21 protein-coding genes are annotated in these 19903 nt (G+C 63.6%); 1 reads left to right on the top strand and 20 read right to left on the bottom strand.

Translation table 11 applies throughout. The features are described from left to right. Positions 1-8: 8 nt before the first annotated feature. The 17 genes from ACYQ8E_RS12850 to ACYQ8E_RS12770 all read right to left on the bottom strand — a co-directional run bounded on the left by ACYQ8E_RS12850 (position 9) and on the right by ACYQ8E_RS12770 (position 16864). Positions 9-989: an aliphatic sulfonate ABC transporter substrate-binding protein gene (locus ACYQ8E_RS12850; RefSeq protein ID WP_066722823.1), complete on the bottom strand. Its 981-nt coding sequence runs from the start codon at positions 987-989 to the stop codon at positions 9-11. Between the two features lie 55 nt (positions 990-1044). Continuing rightward, positions 1045-1884: a 4Fe-4S dicluster domain-containing protein gene (locus ACYQ8E_RS12845; RefSeq protein ID WP_066722819.1), complete on the bottom strand. Its 840-nt coding sequence runs from the start codon at positions 1882-1884 to the stop codon at positions 1045-1047. Between the two features lie 131 nt (positions 1885-2015). Further along, complete coding sequence (locus ACYQ8E_RS12840) at positions 2016-3308, bottom strand: homocysteine synthase (protein WP_066722816.1); 1293 nt, start codon at positions 3306-3308, stop codon at positions 2016-2018. 183 nt (positions 3309-3491) lie between these two features. Beyond that, complete coding sequence (gap, locus tag ACYQ8E_RS12835) at positions 3492-4565, bottom strand: type I glyceraldehyde-3-phosphate dehydrogenase (RefSeq protein WP_066722813.1); 1074 nt, start codon at positions 4563-4565, stop codon at positions 3492-3494. Next, positions 4555-5349 (bottom strand): ABC transporter ATP-binding protein, encoded by a 795-nt coding sequence (locus ACYQ8E_RS12830; protein ID WP_066722810.1) that lies wholly within the window; start codon positions 5347-5349, stop codon positions 4555-4557. The genes gap and ACYQ8E_RS12830 overlap by 11 nt, the downstream gene beginning before the upstream one ends. Further along, the gene (locus tag ACYQ8E_RS12825; RefSeq protein ID WP_066722806.1) at positions 5346-6113 is read right to left on the bottom strand and encodes an ABC transporter permease; all 768 of its coding nucleotides are present in this window, start codon (positions 6111-6113) and stop codon (positions 5346-5348) included. The genes ACYQ8E_RS12830 and ACYQ8E_RS12825 overlap by 4 nt, the downstream gene beginning before the upstream one ends. Position 6114: 1 nt before the next feature. Further along, complete coding sequence (locus ACYQ8E_RS12820) at positions 6115-7074, bottom strand: ABC transporter substrate-binding protein (RefSeq protein WP_066722802.1); 960 nt, start codon at positions 7072-7074, stop codon at positions 6115-6117. A gap of 3 nt (positions 7075-7077) precedes the next feature. Continuing rightward, a complete protein-coding gene (gene cooS, locus ACYQ8E_RS12815) occupies positions 7078-9021 on the bottom strand; it encodes an anaerobic carbon-monoxide dehydrogenase catalytic subunit (protein WP_082820094.1) in 1944 nt (647 codons plus the stop codon). Next, positions 9021-9782: a P-loop NTPase family protein gene (locus ACYQ8E_RS12810; RefSeq protein ID WP_066722799.1), complete on the bottom strand. Its 762-nt coding sequence runs from the start codon at positions 9780-9782 to the stop codon at positions 9021-9023. Before ACYQ8E_RS12810 ends, cooS begins: the two co-directional genes overlap by 1 nt. Before the next feature lie 20 nt (positions 9783-9802). Continuing rightward, on the bottom strand, positions 9803-9967 hold the full coding sequence (locus ACYQ8E_RS12805; RefSeq protein WP_082820093.1) for a YezD family protein: 165 nt from the start codon (positions 9965-9967) through the stop codon (positions 9803-9805). Positions 9968-9998: 31 nt separating this feature from the next. Beyond that, positions 9999-11051: a sulfate/molybdate ABC transporter ATP-binding protein gene (locus tag ACYQ8E_RS12800; RefSeq protein ID WP_066722795.1), complete on the bottom strand. Its 1053-nt coding sequence runs from the start codon at positions 11049-11051 to the stop codon at positions 9999-10001. A gap of 4 nt (positions 11052-11055) precedes the next feature. After that, positions 11056-11940, bottom strand: a complete 885-nt coding sequence (gene cysW, locus ACYQ8E_RS12795; RefSeq protein ID WP_066722792.1) for a sulfate ABC transporter permease subunit CysW — start codon at positions 11938-11940, stop codon at positions 11056-11058. An 11-nt stretch (positions 11941-11951) separates the two neighbouring features. After that, complete coding sequence (cysT, locus tag ACYQ8E_RS12790; protein WP_335339852.1) at positions 11952-12785, bottom strand: sulfate ABC transporter permease subunit CysT; 834 nt, start codon at positions 12783-12785, stop codon at positions 11952-11954. Positions 12786-12866: 81 nt separating this feature from the next. Further along, positions 12867-13892: a sulfate ABC transporter substrate-binding protein gene (locus ACYQ8E_RS12785; protein ID WP_082820092.1), complete on the bottom strand. Its 1026-nt coding sequence runs from the start codon at positions 13890-13892 to the stop codon at positions 12867-12869. Positions 13893-13931: 39 nt separating this feature from the next. Next, positions 13932-15257, bottom strand: coding sequence for an OprO/OprP family phosphate-selective porin (locus tag ACYQ8E_RS12780; RefSeq protein ID WP_066722783.1), 1326 nt, complete (start codon positions 15255-15257; stop codon positions 13932-13934). A gap of 123 nt (positions 15258-15380) precedes the next feature. Then, positions 15381-16334, bottom strand: coding sequence for a cysteine synthase A (gene cysK, locus ACYQ8E_RS12775; RefSeq protein WP_066722780.1), 954 nt, complete (start codon positions 16332-16334; stop codon positions 15381-15383). Positions 16335-16402: 68 nt separating this feature from the next. Then, positions 16403-16864: an RrF2 family transcriptional regulator gene (locus ACYQ8E_RS12770; RefSeq protein ID WP_066722776.1), complete on the bottom strand. Its 462-nt coding sequence runs from the start codon at positions 16862-16864 to the stop codon at positions 16403-16405. Between the two features lie 575 nt (positions 16865-17439). Here ACYQ8E_RS12770 and ACYQ8E_RS12765 point away from each other — a divergent pair. Beyond that, positions 17440-17616: a MarR family transcriptional regulator gene (locus ACYQ8E_RS12765; protein ID WP_459861063.1), complete on the top strand. Its 177-nt coding sequence runs from the start codon at positions 17440-17442 to the stop codon at positions 17614-17616. Between the two features lie 87 nt (positions 17617-17703). Here ACYQ8E_RS12765 and ACYQ8E_RS12760 read toward each other — a convergent pair whose 3' ends face one another. The 3 genes from ACYQ8E_RS12760 to ACYQ8E_RS12750 form a co-directional block, all read right to left on the bottom strand. Beyond that, a complete protein-coding gene (locus ACYQ8E_RS12760; protein ID WP_066722770.1) occupies positions 17704-18342 on the bottom strand; it encodes a GNAT family N-acetyltransferase in 639 nt (212 codons plus the stop codon). Beyond that, positions 18342-19403, bottom strand: coding sequence for an NAD(P)-dependent alcohol dehydrogenase (locus ACYQ8E_RS12755; protein WP_066722768.1), 1062 nt, complete (start codon positions 19401-19403; stop codon positions 18342-18344). The genes ACYQ8E_RS12760 and ACYQ8E_RS12755 overlap by 1 nt, the downstream gene beginning before the upstream one ends. Positions 19404-19755: 352 nt before the next feature. Beyond that, positions 19756-19884 carry a DUF3096 domain-containing protein gene (locus tag ACYQ8E_RS12750; RefSeq protein WP_082820091.1) on the bottom strand — a complete coding sequence of 43 codons (129 nt, stop codon included), beginning with the start codon at positions 19882-19884 and terminating at the stop codon, positions 19756-19758. Positions 19885-19903 lie beyond the last annotated feature (19 nt).

Genomic DNA, 19903 nt, shown 5'->3' with positions numbered 1-19903 from the left:
TCGTGTCCTTACCTGGCAACTTTGGCGATGAAACCCGGATCGATCAGACTGCCGACCGTCGCCTCGATATCGACCGTTTCCGGAATGATGCCGCTCTTTTTCAAGACCGCGCCAGCGGCGGCGATCGCCTTGTGCTGGACGTCGCCGATGACCGGATTGCTCAGATCGGTGCGCTCCAGTTCCTTGGCCGCAACTTCCGGACTCAACTTGGCGTCCCGGGCCAGGACCGCCTTGAGTTCGTCCGGGTGGGCGATAGCGTGCTTGCGCGCCTTCTCGTAGACCGTCAGCACCCTGACCACGTAGTCAGGATACTGTTTGGCGAACTCTTCGCGCACGTTGAGCACGCCGTAGGTGTTGAGATCGGGGTCGCGAAAGAAGAGGCGGGCGCCTTTTTCCAGTTCGATCTGCGCCATGTGCGGATCGAGGCCCGCCCAGGCGGCGACATCGCCGCGATCGAGGGCATTTTTGCCGTCGGGATGCTGCAGGGGAACCAGTTCGATGTCTTTTTCCGACAGGCCGAAGCGATCAAGGGCGCGCAGCAGGAAGATGTGCGGGTCGGTACCGCGGGTAGCGGCGACCTTTTTCCCTTTGAGGTCGGTCACCTTCTGGATCGGACTGTCTTTGGCGGTGACCAGGGCGGTCCATTCCGGTTTCGAATAAAGGTAAATCGCCTTGATCGGGTTGCCGTTGGCCTTGCCGATCAGCGAAGCGGCGCCGGCAGTGGAACCGAAATCGACGCTCTTGCTGTTCAGCAGCTCCAGGGCCTTGTTGCTGCCGAGGCTCAGATACCACTCGACCTTGATGTTCTCCTTGGCCAGCTCGGTTTCGAGCCACCCCTTGTCCTTGAGCAAAAGAGCGACCGGGTTGTAGTAGGCGTAATCGACGCGGATAACGGCCGGCTTGCCCACGGCTTCCTCTTTGCTGCAACCGGTCAGTCCGGCGACGGCGGCAACGAGGGCGAGAAGGATGAGCATGAAGCGTTTTTTCATAATGGAACTCCTTGGTGTGTTGGGGGTGAATGTTGAACGAAACCGATCGTTCAAGTTAGCTGATGCGGTTGCCCGACGAGCCGTGGCGGCGCTGGTGGACCCAGCTCTTGTAGCGCGGGTCGTCGGGATTCTTTTCGATGGCCTCGCGTTCGTCGAGATAGAGGCCGAGATTGGTGCTGGCGTACAGGGCGCGGTCGGCGCCGATCGGGCAGACCTTGGCGCAGATGCCGCAGGGCCAGCGGTTTTCCGCGCGCAGCACCTGGTGATGACGGGTGCAGGCATCGACATCCATGTCGGCAATCAGCTGGTCGTCGCGGGTGGTAAAGGCCTGCGACGGGCAGAGTTTGCGGCAGAGGTCGCACTTGATGCAGAGCTCCTTCTTCAGCAGCGGCGTCGCCGGCAGTTCCAGACTGGTCAGGATCGAGACCAGCCGCACCCGCGGTCCGTATTCGGGGACGAGGAGGTTGTGGCTGTAGCCGATGGTGCCAAGCCCGGCGTATTTGGCGGCAAAGACGTGGCTGAAACACCCCGGCGGCAGTTCGAGCAGAATTTCGAGATTGCCGTAGCCGTCCCGCGGCATGAAGATCGCCGGAGCGCCGCGGTCGTTGAGGTAGATCGACAGGCGAAAGCCGATCTGGTCGAGGAGACTGTTGGAGGCGTTGTACATCTCCTGATAGTTGATCGACGGCGTCGTCTCGATGATCGGCAGCAGCATCGGCACGCCGATGACGATGACCGTACGCGCCTCCTTCCACAGGGCGGTCGGCCGGTAGTCGGGGCGCACCTCGTCAAACTCTTCCCAGCGCTCAACCGGCGCGAAGCCGACGAGGCTCGCCCCGAGGTCGCGGGCTTTTTTGATCAGCTGTTGTTTACTGGGCGCTTTTATCCGTGTCATGGTCGGACATGTCCTTGAGTCCTGCTGGTGTGCCGGGAACAAAAAAGGCCGAACACACCCACGTTTCGGGGTGTATCCGGCCTCCAGTTGTCTGGTCAGCATGTTCCGGGGCGCACCCCGGTTGTCAGGTTTCAAATCTGCGCCAGCGCCTGCTCCAGGTCGGCGATGATGTCCTGCAGGTTCTCGATCCCCACCGACAGGCGGATGAAGTCGGGGGTGACGCCGGCTTCGAGCTGCTCGGCGGCGGTGAGCTGCTGATGGGTGGTCGAGGCCGGGTGGATCACCAGCGACTTGGCGTCGCCGATATTGGCCAGCAGCGAGTGGAGCTTGAGGGCGTTGATGAACTTCTTCCCTTCCTCGATTCCACCCTTGATGCCGAAGCCGATCAGGGCGCCGTAGAGGGCGTGATTGTGGTACTTCTTCGCCAACTCATGAGAGGGGTGCTCCGGCAGTCCCGGATAGTTGACCCAGCCGACCTTGGGGTGCTTTTGCAGATATTGGGCAACGGCCAGGGCGTTGGTACTGTGGCGCTCCAGGCGCAGGTGGAGCGTCTCAAGCCCCTGCAGGAAGAGGAAGGAGTTGAAGGGGGAGACGGCCGGACCGAGATCGCGCAGCAGCTGCACGCGGATTTTGACGATGTAGGCGATATTGCCCAGCACTTCCCAGAAGTTGACCCCGTGATACGAGGGATCGGGCTTGGCGAGCTGCGGAAACTTGCCGTTCCCCCAGTTGAAGGTGCCGCCGTCGACGATGACGCCGCCGATGGAGGTGCCGTGGCCGCCAATGAACTTGGTCGCCGAGTGGACGACGATGTCGGCGCCGTGCTTGAGGGGGTTGATCAGGTAGGGGGACGGCGTGGTGTTGTCGACCACCAGCGGCAGATCATGGTCGTGGGCGATTCTGGCGACGGCGGCGATATCGAGCACATCGAGTTTCGGATTGCCGACGCTCTCGGCGTAGATTGCTTTGGTTTTCGGCGTGATCGCCTTGCGGAAATTCTCCGGATCGGACGGGTCGACGAACTTCACCGTAATGCCGAGCTGGGGAAAGGTGTAGTGAAACAGGTTGTAGGTGCCGCCGTAGAGGCTGGCCGCCGAAACGATCTCGTCGCCGGCATGGGCCAGGGTGAGCAGCGCCAGGCTGATCGCCGACTGCCCCGAGGCGACCGCCAGCGCCGCCACCCCTCCTTCGAGGGCGGCGACCCGCTGCTCGAAGACATCCGAGGTCGGGTTCATCAGCCGGGTGTAGATGTTGCCGAATTCCTGCAGGCCGAAGAGCCGCGCCGCATGGTCGGCGTCGTCGAAGACGTAGGAGGTGGTCTGGTAGATCGGCACCGCCCGCGCCTTGGTGGTCGGGTCGGGTTTCTGGCCAGCGTGCAGGGCCAGGGTCTCGGGGCGGTACTGCGGTTCGGTCGCTTCACTCATGGTCAAATCTCCTTAGTCAGAAAAGAGGTAAAACCGAACCGCCTGCCAAGAAGGGGCAGATTCGGCGTTGTGTGGGCTGGATGGCCTCGTCAATTAAAACTGTATGTCTATCGTTTTTGTAGGCTAATAAAAGTACCTTGGCTTGTCAAGCTTATTTTGGGGCGCCGCGAATTTAATTTCGCTTCAGACGGCGACCTGCACCGGCGGCGCCGACTCCTGCCGGGCGAGGTAGGCGGCCAGCTCGACCAGCCGGCTGGCATAGCCGGTTTCGTTGTCGTACCAGGCGATAACACGCACCAGGTTGCCGCCAGTGACGGTAGTACAAAGACCATCGACAATGGCCGAGGCGCAGCGGCCTTGAAAGTCCCGGGAGACCAGCGGCAGCTCGCAATACTCGACAATCCCCTTGAGGCGGCCCTGGGCCGCCGAACGCAATACCGAATTGACCTCGGCCACGCTGGTGGCGACACGGGTCTCGACGACCAGGTCGAGCAGCGCGACGCTGGCGGTCGGAACACGCACTGCCATCCCCTGCAGCCGCCCCGCCAGCTCCGGCAGAACCTGCTCCACCGCGGCAATCGCCGAGGTGGTCGTCGGGATGATGGAGAGTCCAGCCGCCCGGCCGCGCCGCGGGTCGGCGTGGGGTTGATCGCTGAGGGCCTGGTTGTTGGTGGCGGGATGGACGGTGTTCATCATCCCTTTGGCAATCCCGAACCTCTCCAGCAGAACCTTGGCGATGGGAGCCAGACAGTTGGCGGTGCAGGAGGCGTTGGAAAGAATCTGCTGCTCCGGGCGGCAGTCGGCTTCATTGACCCCCAGGCAAACGGTCAGGTCGGCATCGGCACAGGGCGCGCTGATGATCACCCGCCGGGCGCCGGCGTGCAGGTGCTTTTCGGCAGCGGCGCGGCGGGCGAAACGGCCGGTGGCCTCGATGACGATATCGATTCCCAACTCCCGCCAGGGGAGCACGGCCGGGTCGGGGATCTGCAACATCCGGATAGTGCGGCCATCGATCCGCATGGCACCGGCCTCCACATCGACACTTCCCGCAAAGGGGCCATGCACGGAATCGTATTGGAACAGATGGGCCAGGGTCCGCGGCGGAGCCAGATCGTTGATCGCCACCACCTCGATGGCCGGCGAATGCTGCGCCAGGCGCAGAACCGTGCGTCCGATGCGGCCGAAACCGTTGATGGCGACCCGCGCCGCCGCAAGCTGTTCGCCGGGCAGGGTCGCGGCGGATGGATCAGATGACATAGTCTTGAGCCTGTTCATGTACCAATTGAAATTCCCGGAACAGTTCCCGGCGATAGGTGCTGAAGTCATCGCCGGTGCGGTCGCAGGGGCGCGCCAGGTCGATGCTGACGATCTTCTGCACCCGGCCGGGGTTCGGCGCCATCAGCACCACCTTGCCGCCGAGGTAGACTGCCTCGTCGAGATCGTGGGTGACGAACACCACGGTCGGCTTTTTCTGCTGCCAGAGCCGCAGCAGTTCGTCCTGCAGCCGCAGACGGGTGAAGGCATCCAGCGCCGCGAACGGCTCGTCCATGAACAGCACGCTTGGTTCGACCGCCAGGGCCCGGGCCAGGGCGACGCGCTGCCGCATGCCGCCGGAGAGCTGGTGCGGATGCCGGTCCGCGGCCTGACCAAGACCGACCAGATCCAGATAATGCCGGGCCCGCTCCTGCGCCTCGGCGCCGCGCTGTCCGCGGGCCTCAAGGGCGAAGAGGATATTGCCGAGGGCGCTTTTCCAGGGGTAGAGACCATAATCCTGAAAGATCATGATGTGATCGGGGTCGGGGCCGAGCACCTGCCGGCCATCGATTTCAATCCGCCCGCTGCTCGGCCGGGTGAAGCCGGCCAGCAGGTTGATCAGCGTGGTCTTGCCGCACCCGCTCGGCCCGACCAGACAGACGAACTCGCCGGCGGCGATCTCCAGATCGACGCTGGCCAGGGCGCAGGTCGCCGCGCCGCGCTGGTTGGGGAAGCGCTTTTCCACCTCGCGCAGCAGAATTTTGCTGTTGGTCGGCACCGCAGTCATGATGGCGTCTTCCCCCAGAGGCGGCCGATGAACCCCTCCGCGCCCCGCATCCCCCGGTAGATCGCCAGCCCAAGCAGACCGACCACCAGCATGCCGGCCATGATCCAGTCGGTGCGCAGAAAGTTGCGCGCGTCGACGATCAGGTAGCCAAGGCCCGACTGGGCCCCGAGCATCTCGCCGGCGACCAGGTGAATCCAGGCGGTGCCGACGGCGATGTGCAGGCCGACCATGATCCCCGGAAAGGCGGCCGGAACAATGACCTTGAGAAAGGTCATGCGTCGTCCGGCACCGAAATTGGCCGCCACCTTCAGATAAACCTCCGGCACCTGGCGCACCGCATCGACCGTGGCGAGCAGCACCGGGTAGAAGGCGGCGAGAAAGATGATGAAGATCGCCGGGGCGTTGCCGATGCCGAACCACAAAACCGCCAGCGGAAACCAGGCGATGGGCGAGATCGGCCGCAGCACCTGCAACAGCGGATCGACGGCGCGGCGGCACCTGGGGTGCTGGCCGAGGAGCAGGCCGAGGGGGATGGCGATCGCCACCGCCAGCAGGTAGGCACTGGCGAAGCGCCACAGGCTGATGCCGATATGCTCCCAGAGCAGACCGCTGGCCGCCAGTTCACGCAACGCCGCCAGCACCGCGAGAGGCGACGGGAAGAGTGCCGGCGGATAGAAAGAAGCCGCCATCTGCCAGAGCAGCACAAAGCCGGTCAAGGCAGACAGCGGCAACAGGGGGTGAAACCGTTTAAAAAAGCGCAACATATCAGCCGGCGAAGAAACGGGTGTCGACATAGTCGGTCAGATCAACCTCATCCTTGGCGACGCCGAACTGGAGCATCAGTTTCTGGGTGGCGGTAAAATCGGCAAGGTCAGGCTTGAGCCGGTCGAAGGTCAGCCGCCCGGCCGGCTTGGTCAGGACGAACTCCACCACCTCGGCCTTCTGTCCGAGGTACTTCACCGAGGCCCGGGCGGCGGCGACCGGATCCTGCTGAATGAAACGGGCGGTGCGCTGCATACCGTCGATCAGTTCCTGCACCGCTTCCGGGTAAGTGTCGATCACTGCTTCACGCAGGTTGAGGACGCAACAGATGTGATCGGGCCAGATATCCTTGGAGAGGGTCAGCACCTTGCCGACCTTCTGGAACTCGGCCTGGGCCCCGAAGGGTTCAGCGACGATGTAGCCGTCGATGCGGCCGGTGGCCAGCGCCACCGGCATCTCCGGCGGGGCCATATCGAGCAGCTTGACCTCGGTGTTCGGATCGATGCCGCACTCGGTGAGCAGCTTGCGCAGCAGCAGATTGTGGGTCGAGAATGGGCTGGGGATGGCGATGGTGCGCCCCTTGAGGTCGTCGATGCGCTGGATCTCGTCGCCACTCTTGACGGTGATGACGCTGCCATTGCGATGGCCGAGCAGCACCACCTTGAGGGGCACCCCCTTGTTGCGCAGGGTCAGGCCGATGGGGGTGAGCAAAAAGGCGCCGTCGATGGCGCCGGCCTTGAGCGCCTCGGAGACATCGGGCCAGGAGGAGAACTTGACCGGCTCGAAGTCGAGATGGCGGAACTGCTCGCGGGCGGCGGCGAGCACCAGCAGGTGATCGGTGATCGGTAGATGGCCGATGCGCAGTTTGGCCTTGGTGTTGGCGGCGCGTGCCGTCAAGGGACCGAGCAGAGGGGCGGCGGCCAGGGCGCCGAGGCCGGTTTTGAGAAAATCGCGACGTTTCATGCTTTAAGCTCCTTGCGTGTTGGTTGTAGAGGTGTCCGGCCAGCCGAGCTGACGGCGGCGCTGACGCAAATCGATGACCAGGCGCGCGGCGAGCTGCCGCGGATCGGGCTCGACCACCATCACCGAACCGAGGGTTTCGCGGGTAGCGCTGTAGAAAAAATTCGCGACCTTGTCCGAGCCGCCGATGGGCGGGGCGATGCAGTGGTAGGAATCGAGTCCGAGCAGGCGAAACCCGAGGGCCGCGCCGACCCCTTTTTCGTTCGACCACTCCGGGCTGGAGAAGGCGAAGGGGAGACGCTTAAGCGGTTCGTTCAGGGCATCGGCCAGCACCCGGAACAGGGCCGAGGCGCGGGCATTGTCGAGGCATTCGCCCATGTGCCAGACCGGCGGCAGCCCCTTCTCCGCGAGCAGCGCCTGCAATCCCGGTCCCGCCTGAGCCAGCCCGTCGGGGTGACAGAAGCCGAGCTTGAGCAGGGCATAGGCGGCGCAGCCGTTGGTCAGCACCAGAATGTCCTGTTCAATCAGCCTGGCCGCCACCTGCGTGATCGCCTCCTCGTAGACCAGCTTGGGGTTGTTGCAGCCGACCAGGTTGACGATGCCGCGAATCCGGCCGCTGCGCAGCTGCTCGCCCAGCACCGCGGCGCCGCCGAAGGAGGCGAGGATATTCTCCACGGCAAAGCCGACCTCGGCCTCGATGCGTGCCGGAGGAATGAAGATCTTGCCCGCCACCCGGCTGCCGAAGCTGTCGATCGCCCGACCGATGATCTGCTCGGCGATGGCGTCGGCCTGGTCGAGATTGTCATGGTGATGGTTGAAGCCGAGATGCTCGGCCCCCGGCAGGCGCGCCGAATCGCTGGTGGTGATCACCCGGGTGTGAAAACAGGCGGCGACATCCATGATGCCGGGAAAGACATCCTGCACGTCGGCGACCCACAGATCGAGGGCGCCGGTCGCCAGCGTCAGTTCAGCTCCCATGGCACTGGCCAGCGGCTGGACGTCGCCGAATTTGGCCAGGGCCGAATGGCCGGAGCAGCAGATGCCGTAGAGCCGGATCTTTTTCGCGCCCTGCTGCCGCGCCCGGGCGTTGAGATCCTCGCGCCGGGCCGCCTTGACGATGGCGGCGACCAGCACCGGCGAATGACCGTGGACGGCGATGTTAACCGTGTCGGTGGTGAGCGTCCCCAGATTGACCTCGATCCGGCTCCGTTTCGGCAGGCCGTAGAGGCTGTCCATGGCGATGCTTGAGCCGACCACGCTGTTCCAGGCAAAGGCGAGCCCGCAGCGCAGCATCTGGCGCAGCAGGTTTTCCCAGTCGCCATCGGTGCCGGTGGTGGTGCGGTGCAGCGCCTCGAACACCTCGTGGTAGGCGCCGACCGGCAGAATATCGAGCGCCTTCCAGACCGCAAGCCGCTCCGGCGGTGCCAGCGCTTCAAGGGTTCGATGCGGTCCGGGCAGGGTGCGACAGAGGTCGTCAAGCAGGATCATGGCGATCTCGCCGGCCAGCTCGCGCACCTCGCGCCCCTCGATCTTAAGACCGAAGCTGCGCGCCGTGGCCAGCACCTTCTCCGGGCCGAGAATCGGCAGGTCGAGTCGGCCGTCGGCCGCCCCCTTGAGGGCCAGCATGACTTCGCGGCCGCGCGCCCCGTGGGCCGCGGCGCCCGCCGCCACCCAGCGCAGGATGTTGCGCGCGGCAATCACATGGGCGTCAGCCCCGCAGACGCCGCGCGGGCTTTTCGAGGTGATCCGGCAGGGGCCCATGTGGCAGTTCTTGCAGCAGGTCCCTTCCAGACCGAAGCCGCAATGCGGCTTCTGCGCGTCGAAGCGGTCGAAGGGGGTTTCGATGCCAAGCGCCTCCATCCGGGCCAGCATCTCGCGTACGGCCGGATCGGGGGTGCGTTGACGCACCGTCTGCTTGTCGGGATAATCCCTCGGCCCGGTGTTCTTCATCAGATCCCTTCTCCATAGCCGACATACCCCTCGCCCAGATCGTAGAGCCGCTCCCCCCAGTCGGCGGCCCAGTCGCGAAACTCCTCGTCGTCGAGGGCCATCGGCCGGGAGGGTTTCCCGGGCTGGCTGAGCAGTTTTGCCAGATCGCGATAGAGGTAGGCGGCGTGCGACAGGGGGGCGGCCTCGATAACCGTTTCGCCGAAGAAGGCGCTGCGGATCACGGCACGCGCGCGCGGCAGATAGCCTTCCAGGCCGATGCCGGTTTTGCGGGCGAAATCCTGCACGATGGAGCCTGCGTACGTTTCGGAGAGGTTGTTGCCGATCAGGCCGGTTGTCACATCCCGATCTTTGAGCGCCTGCCAGAGTCGATTGACCGCTCGGAGCGAGGCCGGCTCGATGTCCGTCACAGCCAGAACCTGGCTGGCCAGGCCGGCAACAAGCAGTTGTTGCAACCGGTCGAGGTTGTCGGCCAGGTCGATCAATACCAGTTCGGGCGCCGGGGCGCACGCGGCGATCGCAGCGGCGAGGGAGGCGGCTGACTGCTGGCCCCAGTACCGGCAGGCCAGCCCCTTGAAGCCGCTGGTCCAGCCGGCATCACCGACCGGCTCTCCCTGGCTGACCAACGCCGCAGACTGACCGGCGGCGCCATCGATCAGCAGGACGTCGCGCCCGGCTTCGGCACAGGCCGCCGCCAGATGCGCCGCAACGCCGGCGCTGCCGGCGCCGGGATGGCCAAAAAAGATCAGATACTGTGTGCTCATGCGGATTCCACTCTGCGGCGTTACTTCAGCCGTACCTTTTCACTCTTGTCGATCTGCACCACATGGCCGTCCTGGATCACCAGGGTGACACTGCCGTAGCGGATTTCGCTGATGGCCGCGCGCAGCCGGGTTTCGAGATCGCTGGTCCACAAATCGGGGGTGCTCTGCGGTGGATTGCTGCTCATGACGGCCTCCATTAACCGGGTCAGAGCCCGGCTAGATCTGGTAATCGGGTTCGAAGACCCGCACGTTGGTTGGTTGAATGTAGACTTTTTCGCCGGTTTTCAGTCCCAGCTCACGGTAGTGTTCGCGCGGCAGCTCGGCCTGCACGGTCTCGCCGGTGTCGAGGCGCCTGAGTTCGATGCGCGGCAAGGCCCCGGCCCCCTGGATGAAGACCACCTCGGCGGCGATATCGTCGCTCGCCGCGGCACTGCGCCGGATGCGAATATCGCCGGGACGCACGTAACCGACCCCGCCACCATCGGCACCGGTCGGACAGGCGATGGCGCCGGGCTGGCTGCTGTCGCCGCTCCGGCAATGGAAGAGGTTGACATGGCCGAGAAAACTGAAAACGAAGGGGGTGGCCGGCCGGTCGTAGACCTCTTCCGGGGTGCCGATCTGTTCGATCCTGGCCTGGTTCATCACCACCACCCGGTCGGCCACTTCCAGCGCCTCCTCCTGGTCGTGGGTGACGAAGACGCTGGTGACGTGGATCTCGTCGTGCAGCTTGCGCAGCCAGCGGCGCAGCTCCTGGCGAACCTTGGCGTCGAGGGCGCCGAAAGGCTCATCGAGGAGCAGCACCTTCGGCTCGGTCGCCAGCGCCCGCGCCAGCGCGACGCGCTGACGCTGGCCGCCGGAGAGCTGGGCCGGGTAGCGCGCGGCCATGTTGTCGAGCTGGATCAGCTGCAGCAGCTCGTGGACCCTTTCGCGGATCTGGGCCTTGCCCGGCCTTTCATTTCTCGGTTTGACGGTCATGCCGAAGGCGATGTTGTCGAACACGGTCATATGCCGAAACAGGGCATAGTGCTGGAAGACGAAGCCAACCTGGCGGTCGCGCACCTGGCGGCGGGTGGCATCTTCGCCATCGAAATGGATGCTGCCGGCATCGGCGGTCTCCAGCCCGGCAATGATCCGCAGCAGGGTGGTCTTGCCGGACCCGGAGGGGCCGAGCAACGCCACCAGCTCTCCGGAGGGAACCTGCAGATCGACCTGGTCGAGGGCGGTGTAGGCGCCGAATTTTTTTGAAATGTTCTGAACCTGGATTCCCATAGGACTATTCCACTCCAATCGGTTTGGTCGCGGTTTTCACCTCCTGGCGGACCCTTTTCTCCAGCAGCGCCTTGGCCACCAGGGTGAGGATCGCCAGCAGGGCCAGCAGCGAGGCGACGGCAAAAGCGGCGGCGAAGTTGTACTCGTTGTAGAGGATCTCGACGTGCAGCGGCAGGGTGTTGGTCAGTCCCCGGATGTGGCCGGAGACGACCGAGACCGCGCCGAACTCGCCCATCGCCCGGGCATTGCAGAGGATCACCCCGTAGAGAACCCCCCAGATGATATTGGGGAGGGTGACGCGGAAAAAGATCTGCCAGCCGTTCGCCCCGAGCACCAGGGCGGCCTCTTCTTCCTCGGTCCCCTGCGCCTGCATGAGCGGGATCAGCTCGCGGGCGACAAAGGGGAAGGTGACGAAGATGGTCGCCAGGACGATCCCCGGGACGGCGAAGATCAGCTTGATGTCGTGCGCCGCCAGCCACGGCCCCAGCCACCCCTGCAGGCCGAAGAGCAGCACGTAGATCAGGCCGGAGATGACTGGCGAGACCGAAAACGGCAGGTCGATCAGGGTGATGAGAAACGCCTTGCCGCGAAACTTGAATTTGGCGATGGCCCAGGCGGCGGCGATGCCGAAGACCAGGTTGAGGGGCACGCTGATGGCGGCGGTGAGCAGAGTCAGGCGGATCGCCGCCAGGGCGTCCGGCTCGCTGATCGCCGCCCAGTAGGTGTCGAGGCCTTTCTCCAGCGCCTGGACGAAGACTGCGACCAGCGGCACCACCAGGAACAGGGCGAGAAAGGCCAGCGCCAGGCCGGTCAGCAGCCAGCGCACCGCCTTCGGCTCAGTCAGGGCGGCGCCGGCAGGATGAGAAACGGTCAAGGATTGTGTCGGCATGGTCCCCTCCCTCAGCGTTCCGCGTGGCGGCGCGCCCACCACTGAATCAGATTAATCGTTAAAAGAATCAGGAACGAGAAGGCCAGCATCACCGTGGCGATGGCGGTCGCGCCGGCATAGTCGTACTGCTCCAGTTTGGTGATGATCAGCAGCGGGGTTATCTCCGAAACCATCGGCATGTTGCCGGCGATGAAGATGACCGACCCGTACTCGCCGATGGCCCGGGCATAGGCCAGGGCAAAACCGGTCAATAGCGCCGGCATCACCGCCGGGAAAATCACCCGCACGAAGGTCTGCCAGCGGTTGGCCCCCAAACAGGCCGCAGCCTCCTCCAGCTCTTTTTCCAAATCCTCCAGCACCGGCTGGACCGTGCGCACCACGAAGGGGAGGCCGATAAAGGTGAGCGCGACCATGATCCCCAGGGGGGTATAGGCCACCTTGATCCCCAGCGGGGCGAGATATTTCCCGATCAGGCCATTTTCCGCATAGAGTCCGGCCAGGGTGATGCCGGCCACGGCGGTCGGCAGGGCGAAGGGGAGATCGACCAGGGCATCGATCACCCGCTTGCCCGGGATTTTGTAGCGCACCAGCACCCAGGCGACCAGCAGGCCGAAGAGACCGTTGACCAGCGCCGCGACTAGGGCGGCGCCGAAGGTCAGGCGAAACGAGGCCAGCACCCGCGCCGAAGCGACTGTCCCCCAGAACGCATCCCAGGAGAGGGTCGCGGTCTTGAACAGCAGGCTGGAGAGCGGGATCAGGACGATCAGGCTCAGATAGAGGAGGGTGAACCCCATCGCCAACCCGAACCCGGGCAGAACACTGCGCTGTCTGAGTAGAAAATTCACTGCCATCTCCCTGCGGTCGCCCGCTCAGGTCAAGATAGAGGGTAGCCGGGGCACGGCAGACCGTGCCCCGGCAGAGGACAACTAGTGCGCCGGAACGTAGATCTGGTCAAAGGTGCCGCCGTCGGCAAAATGCGTCTTTTGCGCCTTCTGCCAGCCGCCGAAAACCTCGTCAACGGTAAACAGGTTGACCTTCGGGAAGCGGGCGATATCGGCCGGGTCGGCATGTTCCGGGGCCACCGGGCGGTAGTAGTGCTTGGCCGCCAGCTTCTGCCCGACCGGGCTGAACAGGTATTCCAGGTAGGCCTTGGCCACTTCGGTCGTACCGTGCTTGGCAGCCACCTTGTCCACCACTGTCACCGGCGGTTCGGCCAGGATCGAGACGGAGGGGACGACGATCTCGAATTGATCCGGGCCGAGTTCGTTGATCGCCAGAAACGCTTCGTTCTCCCAGGAGAGGAAGACATCGCCGATCCCGCGCTTGACGAAGGTGGTGGTCGAGCCGCGCGCCCCCGAGTCGAGGATCGGCACATTCTTGTAGAGGGCGGTGACGAAATCGCGCGCCGCCGCTTCACTGCCGCCGCTCTGCTTCAGGGCGTAGCCCCAGGCGGCCAGAAAGTTCCAGCGGGCACCGCCGCTGGTCTTGGGGTTCGGGGTGATGACGGAGACACCCGGCTTGATGATATCGCCCCAATCCTTGATCCCCTTGGGATTCCCCTTGCGCACCAGAAAGACGATGGTCGAGGTGTAGGGAGCGCTGTTGTGCGGCAGGCGCGCCTGCCAGTCCTTGCCGAAATGTCCGGTCTTCTCGGCGATGGCATCGATGTCGTAGGCCAATGCAAGGGTGACGACATCCGCTTCGAGGCCATCGATCACCGCCCGGGCCTGCTTGCCGGCGCCGCCATGCGACTGATTGACCTTTACCGTGTCGCCGGTCTTCTCCTTCCAGTAGTCGGCGAAGGCCGCGTTGTACTCCTTGTAAAGCTCCCGGGTCGGATCATAGGATACGTTGAGCAGGGTGTACTCTTTCGCCAGGGCCAGGCTGCCGATGAAGAGGCCGAGGACAAACAGGACCAGGGTCAGTTGCGGGACGAGTCTGTTTCGTAACATGAGTGGTTCTCCTTATGTCGTATGGCTAAAAGGGTTCTTTTAATAGGCGACCTGGACCCGGGTGAGCAGGACTTTTTCGGTCTCGCGGTCGCCGCTGGCGCTCCCCTGGTCAAACGTGGTCTGTTCATAGTTTACAACCACCTTGAGGTTGCGGCTCGGGTACCAGTTGAGACCTGCCGCCCAGGCACTCGCCTTCTCGGCGTACTTGGTCGGGTCGGCGAAGAGCGGAAATGCGTCCTGGTCGATTTCGAGTTCGTTATAGCGTCCTGCCAGCTCCAGGGCGCCCCAGGCGCCGCTTTTCGGATCGAAGGACCGTTTCGGCTTGACCCCCTTAAAGGAGGCGTCCTCGCCGGTCACCACCCAGGAGGCCGCAACCTGCCAGGCCTGGTTGGCCAGATCCCTGGTGATCGTGCCATTGCTGACTTCCTGCTCCGAACGGACGTACTCGGCGAGCAGGCCGACGGGGCCGGCGTACCAGTAGGCCTGCGGGGCCACCCGCCAACGGCGGCCGTCGGCGTTGCTGGTGGCTAAATATTTAAAGAACGTCTGCTGCCCTCCCGACTTGAACGAGGGGAGGGCTCCCTCCTGATTGCCGTAGCTGCCGGCCACACCAATTCCCAGCCCTTGCAACGGAGCGATGCCGGAAGTCTTGAACGGATGGGCGAAGAGGCGCGCCGCCAGGTCCTTGTCGTCGTTGCTGTCGCTGTCGGTGCTGCCGCCATCGACGCCGCCGTTGAAGAGGCCGAGAGCATAGCTCAGGGTCCCCTTCGCCAGTTCCCCCCCGATCTGCAGGCCGACATCGCGATTGGGAACCAGGCTGGTGGGAAGGGCGCGCTCGACGAACAGCAGGCTGGCCCCCGACTGCAACCGCTCAAGGCCCACCGGCGCTTTGAACTTGCCGACCCGAACCTGGGCCGCCGGCCAGTAGTTCGCCTGGATGTAGGCATCCAGCAGTTCGGTCTTGCCGCGGCCGAAGTCGGGCATGATGCGGAACTGATAATCCTTCCCTAGGGTTCCCTCGATAATCGGCCGCACCCGCCGCAGCAGCAAATCGTTGGTAACGGCGTCCCGGTTGTCATCGAGGTAGACACGGCCGTCGGCCTGCACGTAACCGCGCAGTTTCAGTTGCCAGCTGCCATCTTGCGAGCGGATCGCGAATCCCTTCTCGCCAGCCTCGACGACACCATGCTTGGCGGCCTCCTTGCCGGCCGCTTCTTTTTCCAATTCCAGTTTGCGTTCCAGGATACGGATCTTCTGATCGAGTTCCTGCCAGCGTTCCTCAGGGGAAGGACCCGCCCAGACAGGGCTGGTTCCCAGGAGCAGCCCTGCGACCAGGACCAGGGTAATGAACCGGTTGCTACGCATTGATTTCCTCCTTGTTGACTGTCGGTAGCTTCCGGCGGTCCGGTCAGCCCTGCGCCGTTTCTCTTAATTTAAAAGCGTGCCTCCGGAATTTCCGGTCGGCTCATTTCTGACAGGGTTTAATGGTCAGACGATGCCGTCAAACAGGACGCTGGTCAGGTAGCGCTCACCGGAGTCCGGGAGAATCGCCACGATCTTCTTCCCGGCAAATTCCGGACGGGCGGCCAGCCGGGCGGCAACCGCCGCCGCGGCACCGCACGAAATGCCGGCCAGGATTCCTTCCTCCCTGGCCAGGCGCCGGGCAAAGTCGATCGCCTCGTCGTTGCTGACCTGCTCGACCTGATCGACGACCGCCAGATCGAGGGTTTCGGGGATGAAGCCGGCACCGATCCCCTGAATCTTGTGCGGGCCGGGCTGGATCTGCTGCCCCGCCAGGTGCTGGCTGATGACCGGCGAATCGCTCGGTTCAACCGCCACCGAATAGAGGGGTTTGCCCTTGTCCTGTTCAAAAAACTGCGAGATGCCAGTGATGGTGCCGCCGGTGCCGACCCCGGAGACCAGCACGTCGACCTCGCCGCCGGTCGCCTCCCAGATTTCCGGGCCGGTGGTGCTGCGGTGGATGGCCGGATTCGCCGGGTTTTTGAACTGGTGCAGCAGCACATAACGTTCGGGAGCGCTGGCGGCCAACTCTTCGGCAGCGGCAATGGCGCCGCCCATCCCCTTGGCGCCGGGAGTCAGCACCAGGTTGGCGCCGAAAGCCTTGAGCACCTTGCGCCGCTCCAGGCTCATGGTCTCGGGCATAGTCAGGGTGATGGGGATACCGCGCGCCGCGGCGACGAAGGCCAGCGCGATGCCGGTATTGCCGCTGGTCGGCTCGACAATCTCCTTGCCGGGGCCGAGCAGCCCTTTCTTCTCGGCGTCCCAGATCATCGCCGCGCCGATGCGGCATTTGACGCTGTAGGCCGGGTTGCGCCCCTCGATCTTGGCGTAGACTGCGGCGCCCTGGGGGACGATGCGGTTCAGCTTGACCAGTGGAGTGCCACCGATGCTCAACGAATTGTCGGTAAATGTCTGGCTCATGAAGGTCTCCTTGGTTGGGTGGTTTGTAATTATGTCTATCGATTTTATAGTCTAAAGGGCAAAAAAATCTAGATGGTGAAATCGATCACCTTGCTGGCCCTTTTGGAAGCCTCGTCCGACCGCTGCAGAACATCCTTGAGCGAGGTGTGGTCAAGAATATCCGCAATGGCGTTGCGGACATCCTTCATCACCAGACGGATGCCACAGGTGTTTTCGTCGTGACACTCCTCGCATTTCTGGTAGGCCGTTTCGCTGGCGCAGGGGATCGGGGCCAGAGGCCCTTCGAGCACCCGAATGGCACTCCCCAGGGTGATCTGCGCCGGGTCCTTGGCCAGGAAATAGCCGCCCCCCTTCCCCTTGCGGCTGCCCAGAATTCCGGCATTTTTCAGCTGCAACAGGATCAACTCCAGGAACTTCTTGGGTATCCGCTCCTGCTCAGCCAGATCGGCGATCAGAAGCGGCCCAAGGCCATGTTCCCGGGCCAGGGAGAGAAGGGCTTGCAAGCCGTATTTGGTCTTTTTTGAAATCACTATCTATCTTCCCTATTTTTTTTATAGACTAATTGCTCCTATCGTAACTGTCAACCATTTTTTTGCACCATTTTTTTGCCCCTCCAACCGATCAGCAAAACGGCACACCTCGGCCGCGTTATCCCGACAGGGATTATGTCATTGGCTAGGTAAATCCCATTCCTTACAATCCTGGACCAAAAAGGCTAAGCATCCAGTTGCATAGTATCCAGCTCCCCTGCAAAGAGATTGGCAACCACTGTTTTCGAAGGGATCCACTCCCCTCTCCCTGCGGCTTCTGCGGCGAGGTCCCTTGCAACTGCCACATGCACCCCGGTGATGATCCAGTGAGAACGCCTCGCCCCCTTCGACCTGCAGGCCAACACCCACACCTTCAGGGTGGTGCGCACCCTCGCCGACAATGACCCCCTACAGCAGCCTCACCTCGCCGAGGCGATCCAGTATCGGGGGCTGGAGCGCAAGCTGACCTGAAGATCGCAGCCGAGAGCCCCGCCAAAATTGAAGGCGACCCTCGATTTATGATTCAATTGGTTGTATATTGTTCGCCATCACCTGAAACCCCAAGGAGGCTGACGATGGATACTGCGGCAAAAGTACTGGAAGTGATTCACAAGGCGGGCGAGCCCCTCAACGCCGGCAAGGTCGCCGAACTCGGCGGGCTGGAGCGCAAGGCGGTCGATAAGGCGATGGACCAGCTCAAGAAAGAGGGGAAGATCGTTTCGCCAAAGCGCTGCTACTGGTCACCAGCCTAGGCTTCTCCCCCCAACAGGCCCGATTGCACCTTGAAAAACCCCGCCGAAGACTGGCGGGGTTTTGTTTGGACGCCTGGCTGGTGATTTTCATCTACTTTGGTCTGGTTGAAGCTCTTTCATCCAGAACTGCATGACATGATCGCGCTGGATACCGTCAGGCTCGCGCCAGGCAAAATGGGTGGTTACCCCCGGCAGGCGGACGAACCCGGTACGGGCCAAAAAGCGGGTGATCGGGATGAAATCGGGCGGGCGCAGCGGGTGATCCGCAGGGCGCTCGACGGTGGCGCAGGTCAGCTGGCGGTAACGCCCGCGAGCAAGCACTTCGCTTTCCAGCTGCGCCAGCAGCCGGCGGCCGAGGCCGCGACTGCAGTAGGCCGGACGCAGCAAGAGCTCGCCGACGTAATAGGTTTCCCCGAGGTTCAAAGCGCTGTCGGCAAAGGCTTCCAGCAGTTGCGAATTTTCATGGCTCAGCGGCATGCCGGTCGCCGCCCCGATCGCCTCGCCCCCCTCCGCGGCGAGGATGACGCAGGCGTCCGGTTGCTCGGCATAACTGCGCAGGTAGTTGAGTTCATCCTCCCGCCGCCCCCGGTAGAGATAGGGGTACTCGAGAAAGATGTCGAGACGCAGCGTCGCCAGGGCGTCAAGCGCCCCGGCAACGGCGGGCCCGGTCAGCAGTTTCCCAGCGGGGGTCGACAGCGACTTTTCGTCCTTTTCCAGGGTGGGCATCACCCGGCCTTCAGCGACGCCATGTCGATGGAGAAGCGGTACTTGACGTCCGACTTCAGCAGCCGCTCGTAGGCCTGGTTGATCTGCCCGATCGGGATCACCTCGACGTCGGCGGTGATGTTGTGCGCGCCGCAGAAATCGAGCATCTCCTGGGTCTCCTTGATGCCGCCGATCAGCGAGCCGGAGAGGCGCTTGCGCCCGAAGAGGAGGGCGAAGGAGTGGACCGGCAGCGGCTTCTCCGGCGCCCCGACCAGGGTCAGCTCGCCGTCGAGGCCGAGCATCTGCAGGTAGGCGTTGATGTCATGGTCGGCGGCGATGGTGTCGAGGATGTAGTCGAAGCTGCCGGCATGCTTCTTCATCTGCGCCGGGTCGGTGGAGAGGATCACCTCGGCGGCGCCGAGGCGCAGGGCGTCGGCCTTCTTCCCCGGCGAGGTCGTAAAGACCGCCACCTGGGCGCCGAAGGCGCGGGCAAACTTGACCCCCATGTGGCCGAGGCCGCCGAGGCCGACGACGCCGACCTTCTTCCCCTTGAGATTTCCCCAGCGGCGCATCGGCGACCAGGTGGTGATGCCGGCGCAAAGGAGCGGCGCCACCCCGGCGAGATCGAGGTTGGCCGGGACCTTGAGGACGAAGTGCTCGTCGACGACGATGCGTTCCGAGTAGCCGCCGTAGGTGACCGGTGCCGTGCCATGCTTATCCGGCGAGTTGTAGGTGAAGGTCGCGCCCGGGCAGAACTGCTCGACATCGGCCTGGCAACTCGGGCAGTCATGGTCCGAGTCGACCAGGCAGCCGACGCCGACGAGGTCGCCCACCTTGTGGCTGGTGACGGCGCTGCCGACGCCGGTCACCCGGCCGACGATTTCGTGCCCCGGCACGCAGGGGTAGGTGGTCTGCATGACGCTGTGCCACTCGTCGCGTACCGTATGCAGGTCCGAGTGGCAGACACCGCAGTAGAGGATTTCGATCTGCACGTCACGCGGGGTGGGGGCGCGACGCGGGATGGTAGTGGACGTCAGTTTTGCGGTCGCACTGGCGGCGGAATAGGCTTTGGCATTGGACATGGTCTTCTCCTTGGCGGATTGGGCGGGTTACAGCCCGGTCATTTTTCCGATCGCTTCCGGGTAGTCTGGCCCCACCAATGAGCGTTTTTACACTGGTAGGGTCCTTTCACTGTTCAGCTCTTCCTATCGTTGAACCTATCCTACTGGCGGGAAAGTGCAAGTCGGCAGATTGCTCCCGGCGGATCAGTGACGGATTGTCCAAATGGGCGGGGAAAGGTGGTCGGGAGGGGGGAGCGGGCTGGAATTTGCAGGTGGCGTGTTAGAATTTTGGCCCTACGCAGGCATGGCGAAAAGGGACAGCCGGGTATTTTCACCCCTCTGCCCCTCCTGGCCCAACCCAGAACAACGAAACTCAGCGGACCAGCCCGGAGATGCCAATCAAAATTAGGTAGACGGCGACAATATAATTCAGCGCCTTGGGAATCACCAGGATCAGGATGCCGGCCAAGATCGCCAAAACAGGTTGCAGGTGCACATACATGATAGGGACTCCCTGGGTC

The organism is Desulfuromonas carbonis (assembly GCF_054658035.1).
This window is presented reverse-complemented; position numbering and strand designations above follow the sequence as displayed.

What these genes read in the sequence shown, in the direction of transcription:
- ACYQ8E_RS12850 (WP_066722823.1), bottom strand. Translation starts at nt 989, where the DNA reads ATGAAAAAACGCTTCATGCTCATCCTTCTCGCCCTCGTTGCCGCCGTC.
- ACYQ8E_RS12845 (WP_066722819.1), bottom strand. Translation starts at nt 1,884, where the DNA reads ATGACACGGATAAAAGCGCCCAGTAAACAACAGCTGATCAAAAAAGCC.
- ACYQ8E_RS12840 (WP_066722816.1), bottom strand. Translation starts at nt 3,308, where the DNA reads ATGAGTGAAGCGACCGAACCGCAGTACCGCCCCGAGACCCTGGCCCTG.
- gap (WP_066722813.1), bottom strand. Translation starts at nt 4,565, where the DNA reads ATGTCATCTGATCCATCCGCCGCGACCCTGCCCGGCGAACAGCTTGCG.
- ACYQ8E_RS12830 (WP_066722810.1), bottom strand. Translation starts at nt 5,349, where the DNA reads ATGACTGCGGTGCCGACCAACAGCAAAATTCTGCTGCGCGAGGTGGAA.
- ACYQ8E_RS12825 (WP_066722806.1), bottom strand. Translation starts at nt 6,113, where the DNA reads ATGTTGCGCTTTTTTAAACGGTTTCACCCCCTGTTGCCGCTGTCTGCC.
- ACYQ8E_RS12820 (WP_066722802.1), bottom strand. Translation starts at nt 7,074, where the DNA reads ATGAAACGTCGCGATTTTCTCAAAACCGGCCTCGGCGCCCTGGCCGCC.
- cooS (WP_082820094.1), bottom strand. Translation starts at nt 9,021, where the DNA reads ATGAAGAACACCGGGCCGAGGGATTATCCCGACAAGCAGACGGTGCGT.
- ACYQ8E_RS12810 (WP_066722799.1), bottom strand. Translation starts at nt 9,782, where the DNA reads ATGAGCACACAGTATCTGATCTTTTTTGGCCATCCCGGCGCCGGCAGC.
- ACYQ8E_RS12805 (WP_082820093.1), bottom strand. Translation starts at nt 9,967, where the DNA reads ATGAGCAGCAATCCACCGCAGAGCACCCCCGATTTGTGGACCAGCGAT.
- ACYQ8E_RS12800 (WP_066722795.1), bottom strand. Translation starts at nt 11,051, where the DNA reads ATGGGAATCCAGGTTCAGAACATTTCAAAAAAATTCGGCGCCTACACC.
- cysW (WP_066722792.1), bottom strand. Translation starts at nt 11,940, where the DNA reads ATGCCGACACAATCCTTGACCGTTTCTCATCCTGCCGGCGCCGCCCTG.
- ACYQ8E_RS12785 (WP_082820092.1), bottom strand. Translation starts at nt 13,892, where the DNA reads ATGTTACGAAACAGACTCGTCCCGCAACTGACCCTGGTCCTGTTTGTC.
- ACYQ8E_RS12780 (WP_066722783.1), bottom strand. Translation starts at nt 15,257, where the DNA reads ATGCGTAGCAACCGGTTCATTACCCTGGTCCTGGTCGCAGGGCTGCTC.
- cysK (WP_066722780.1), bottom strand. Translation starts at nt 16,334, where the DNA reads ATGAGCCAGACATTTACCGACAATTCGTTGAGCATCGGTGGCACTCCA.
- ACYQ8E_RS12765 (WP_459861063.1), top strand. Translation starts at nt 17,440, where the DNA reads ATGGATACTGCGGCAAAAGTACTGGAAGTGATTCACAAGGCGGGCGAG.
- ACYQ8E_RS12760 (WP_066722770.1), bottom strand. Translation starts at nt 18,342, where the DNA reads ATGCCCACCCTGGAAAAGGACGAAAAGTCGCTGTCGACCCCCGCTGGG.
- ACYQ8E_RS12755 (WP_066722768.1), bottom strand. Translation starts at nt 19,403, where the DNA reads ATGTCCAATGCCAAAGCCTATTCCGCCGCCAGTGCGACCGCAAAACTG.
- ACYQ8E_RS12750 (WP_082820091.1), bottom strand. Translation starts at nt 19,884, where the DNA reads ATGTATGTGCACCTGCAACCTGTTTTGGCGATCTTGGCCGGCATCCTG.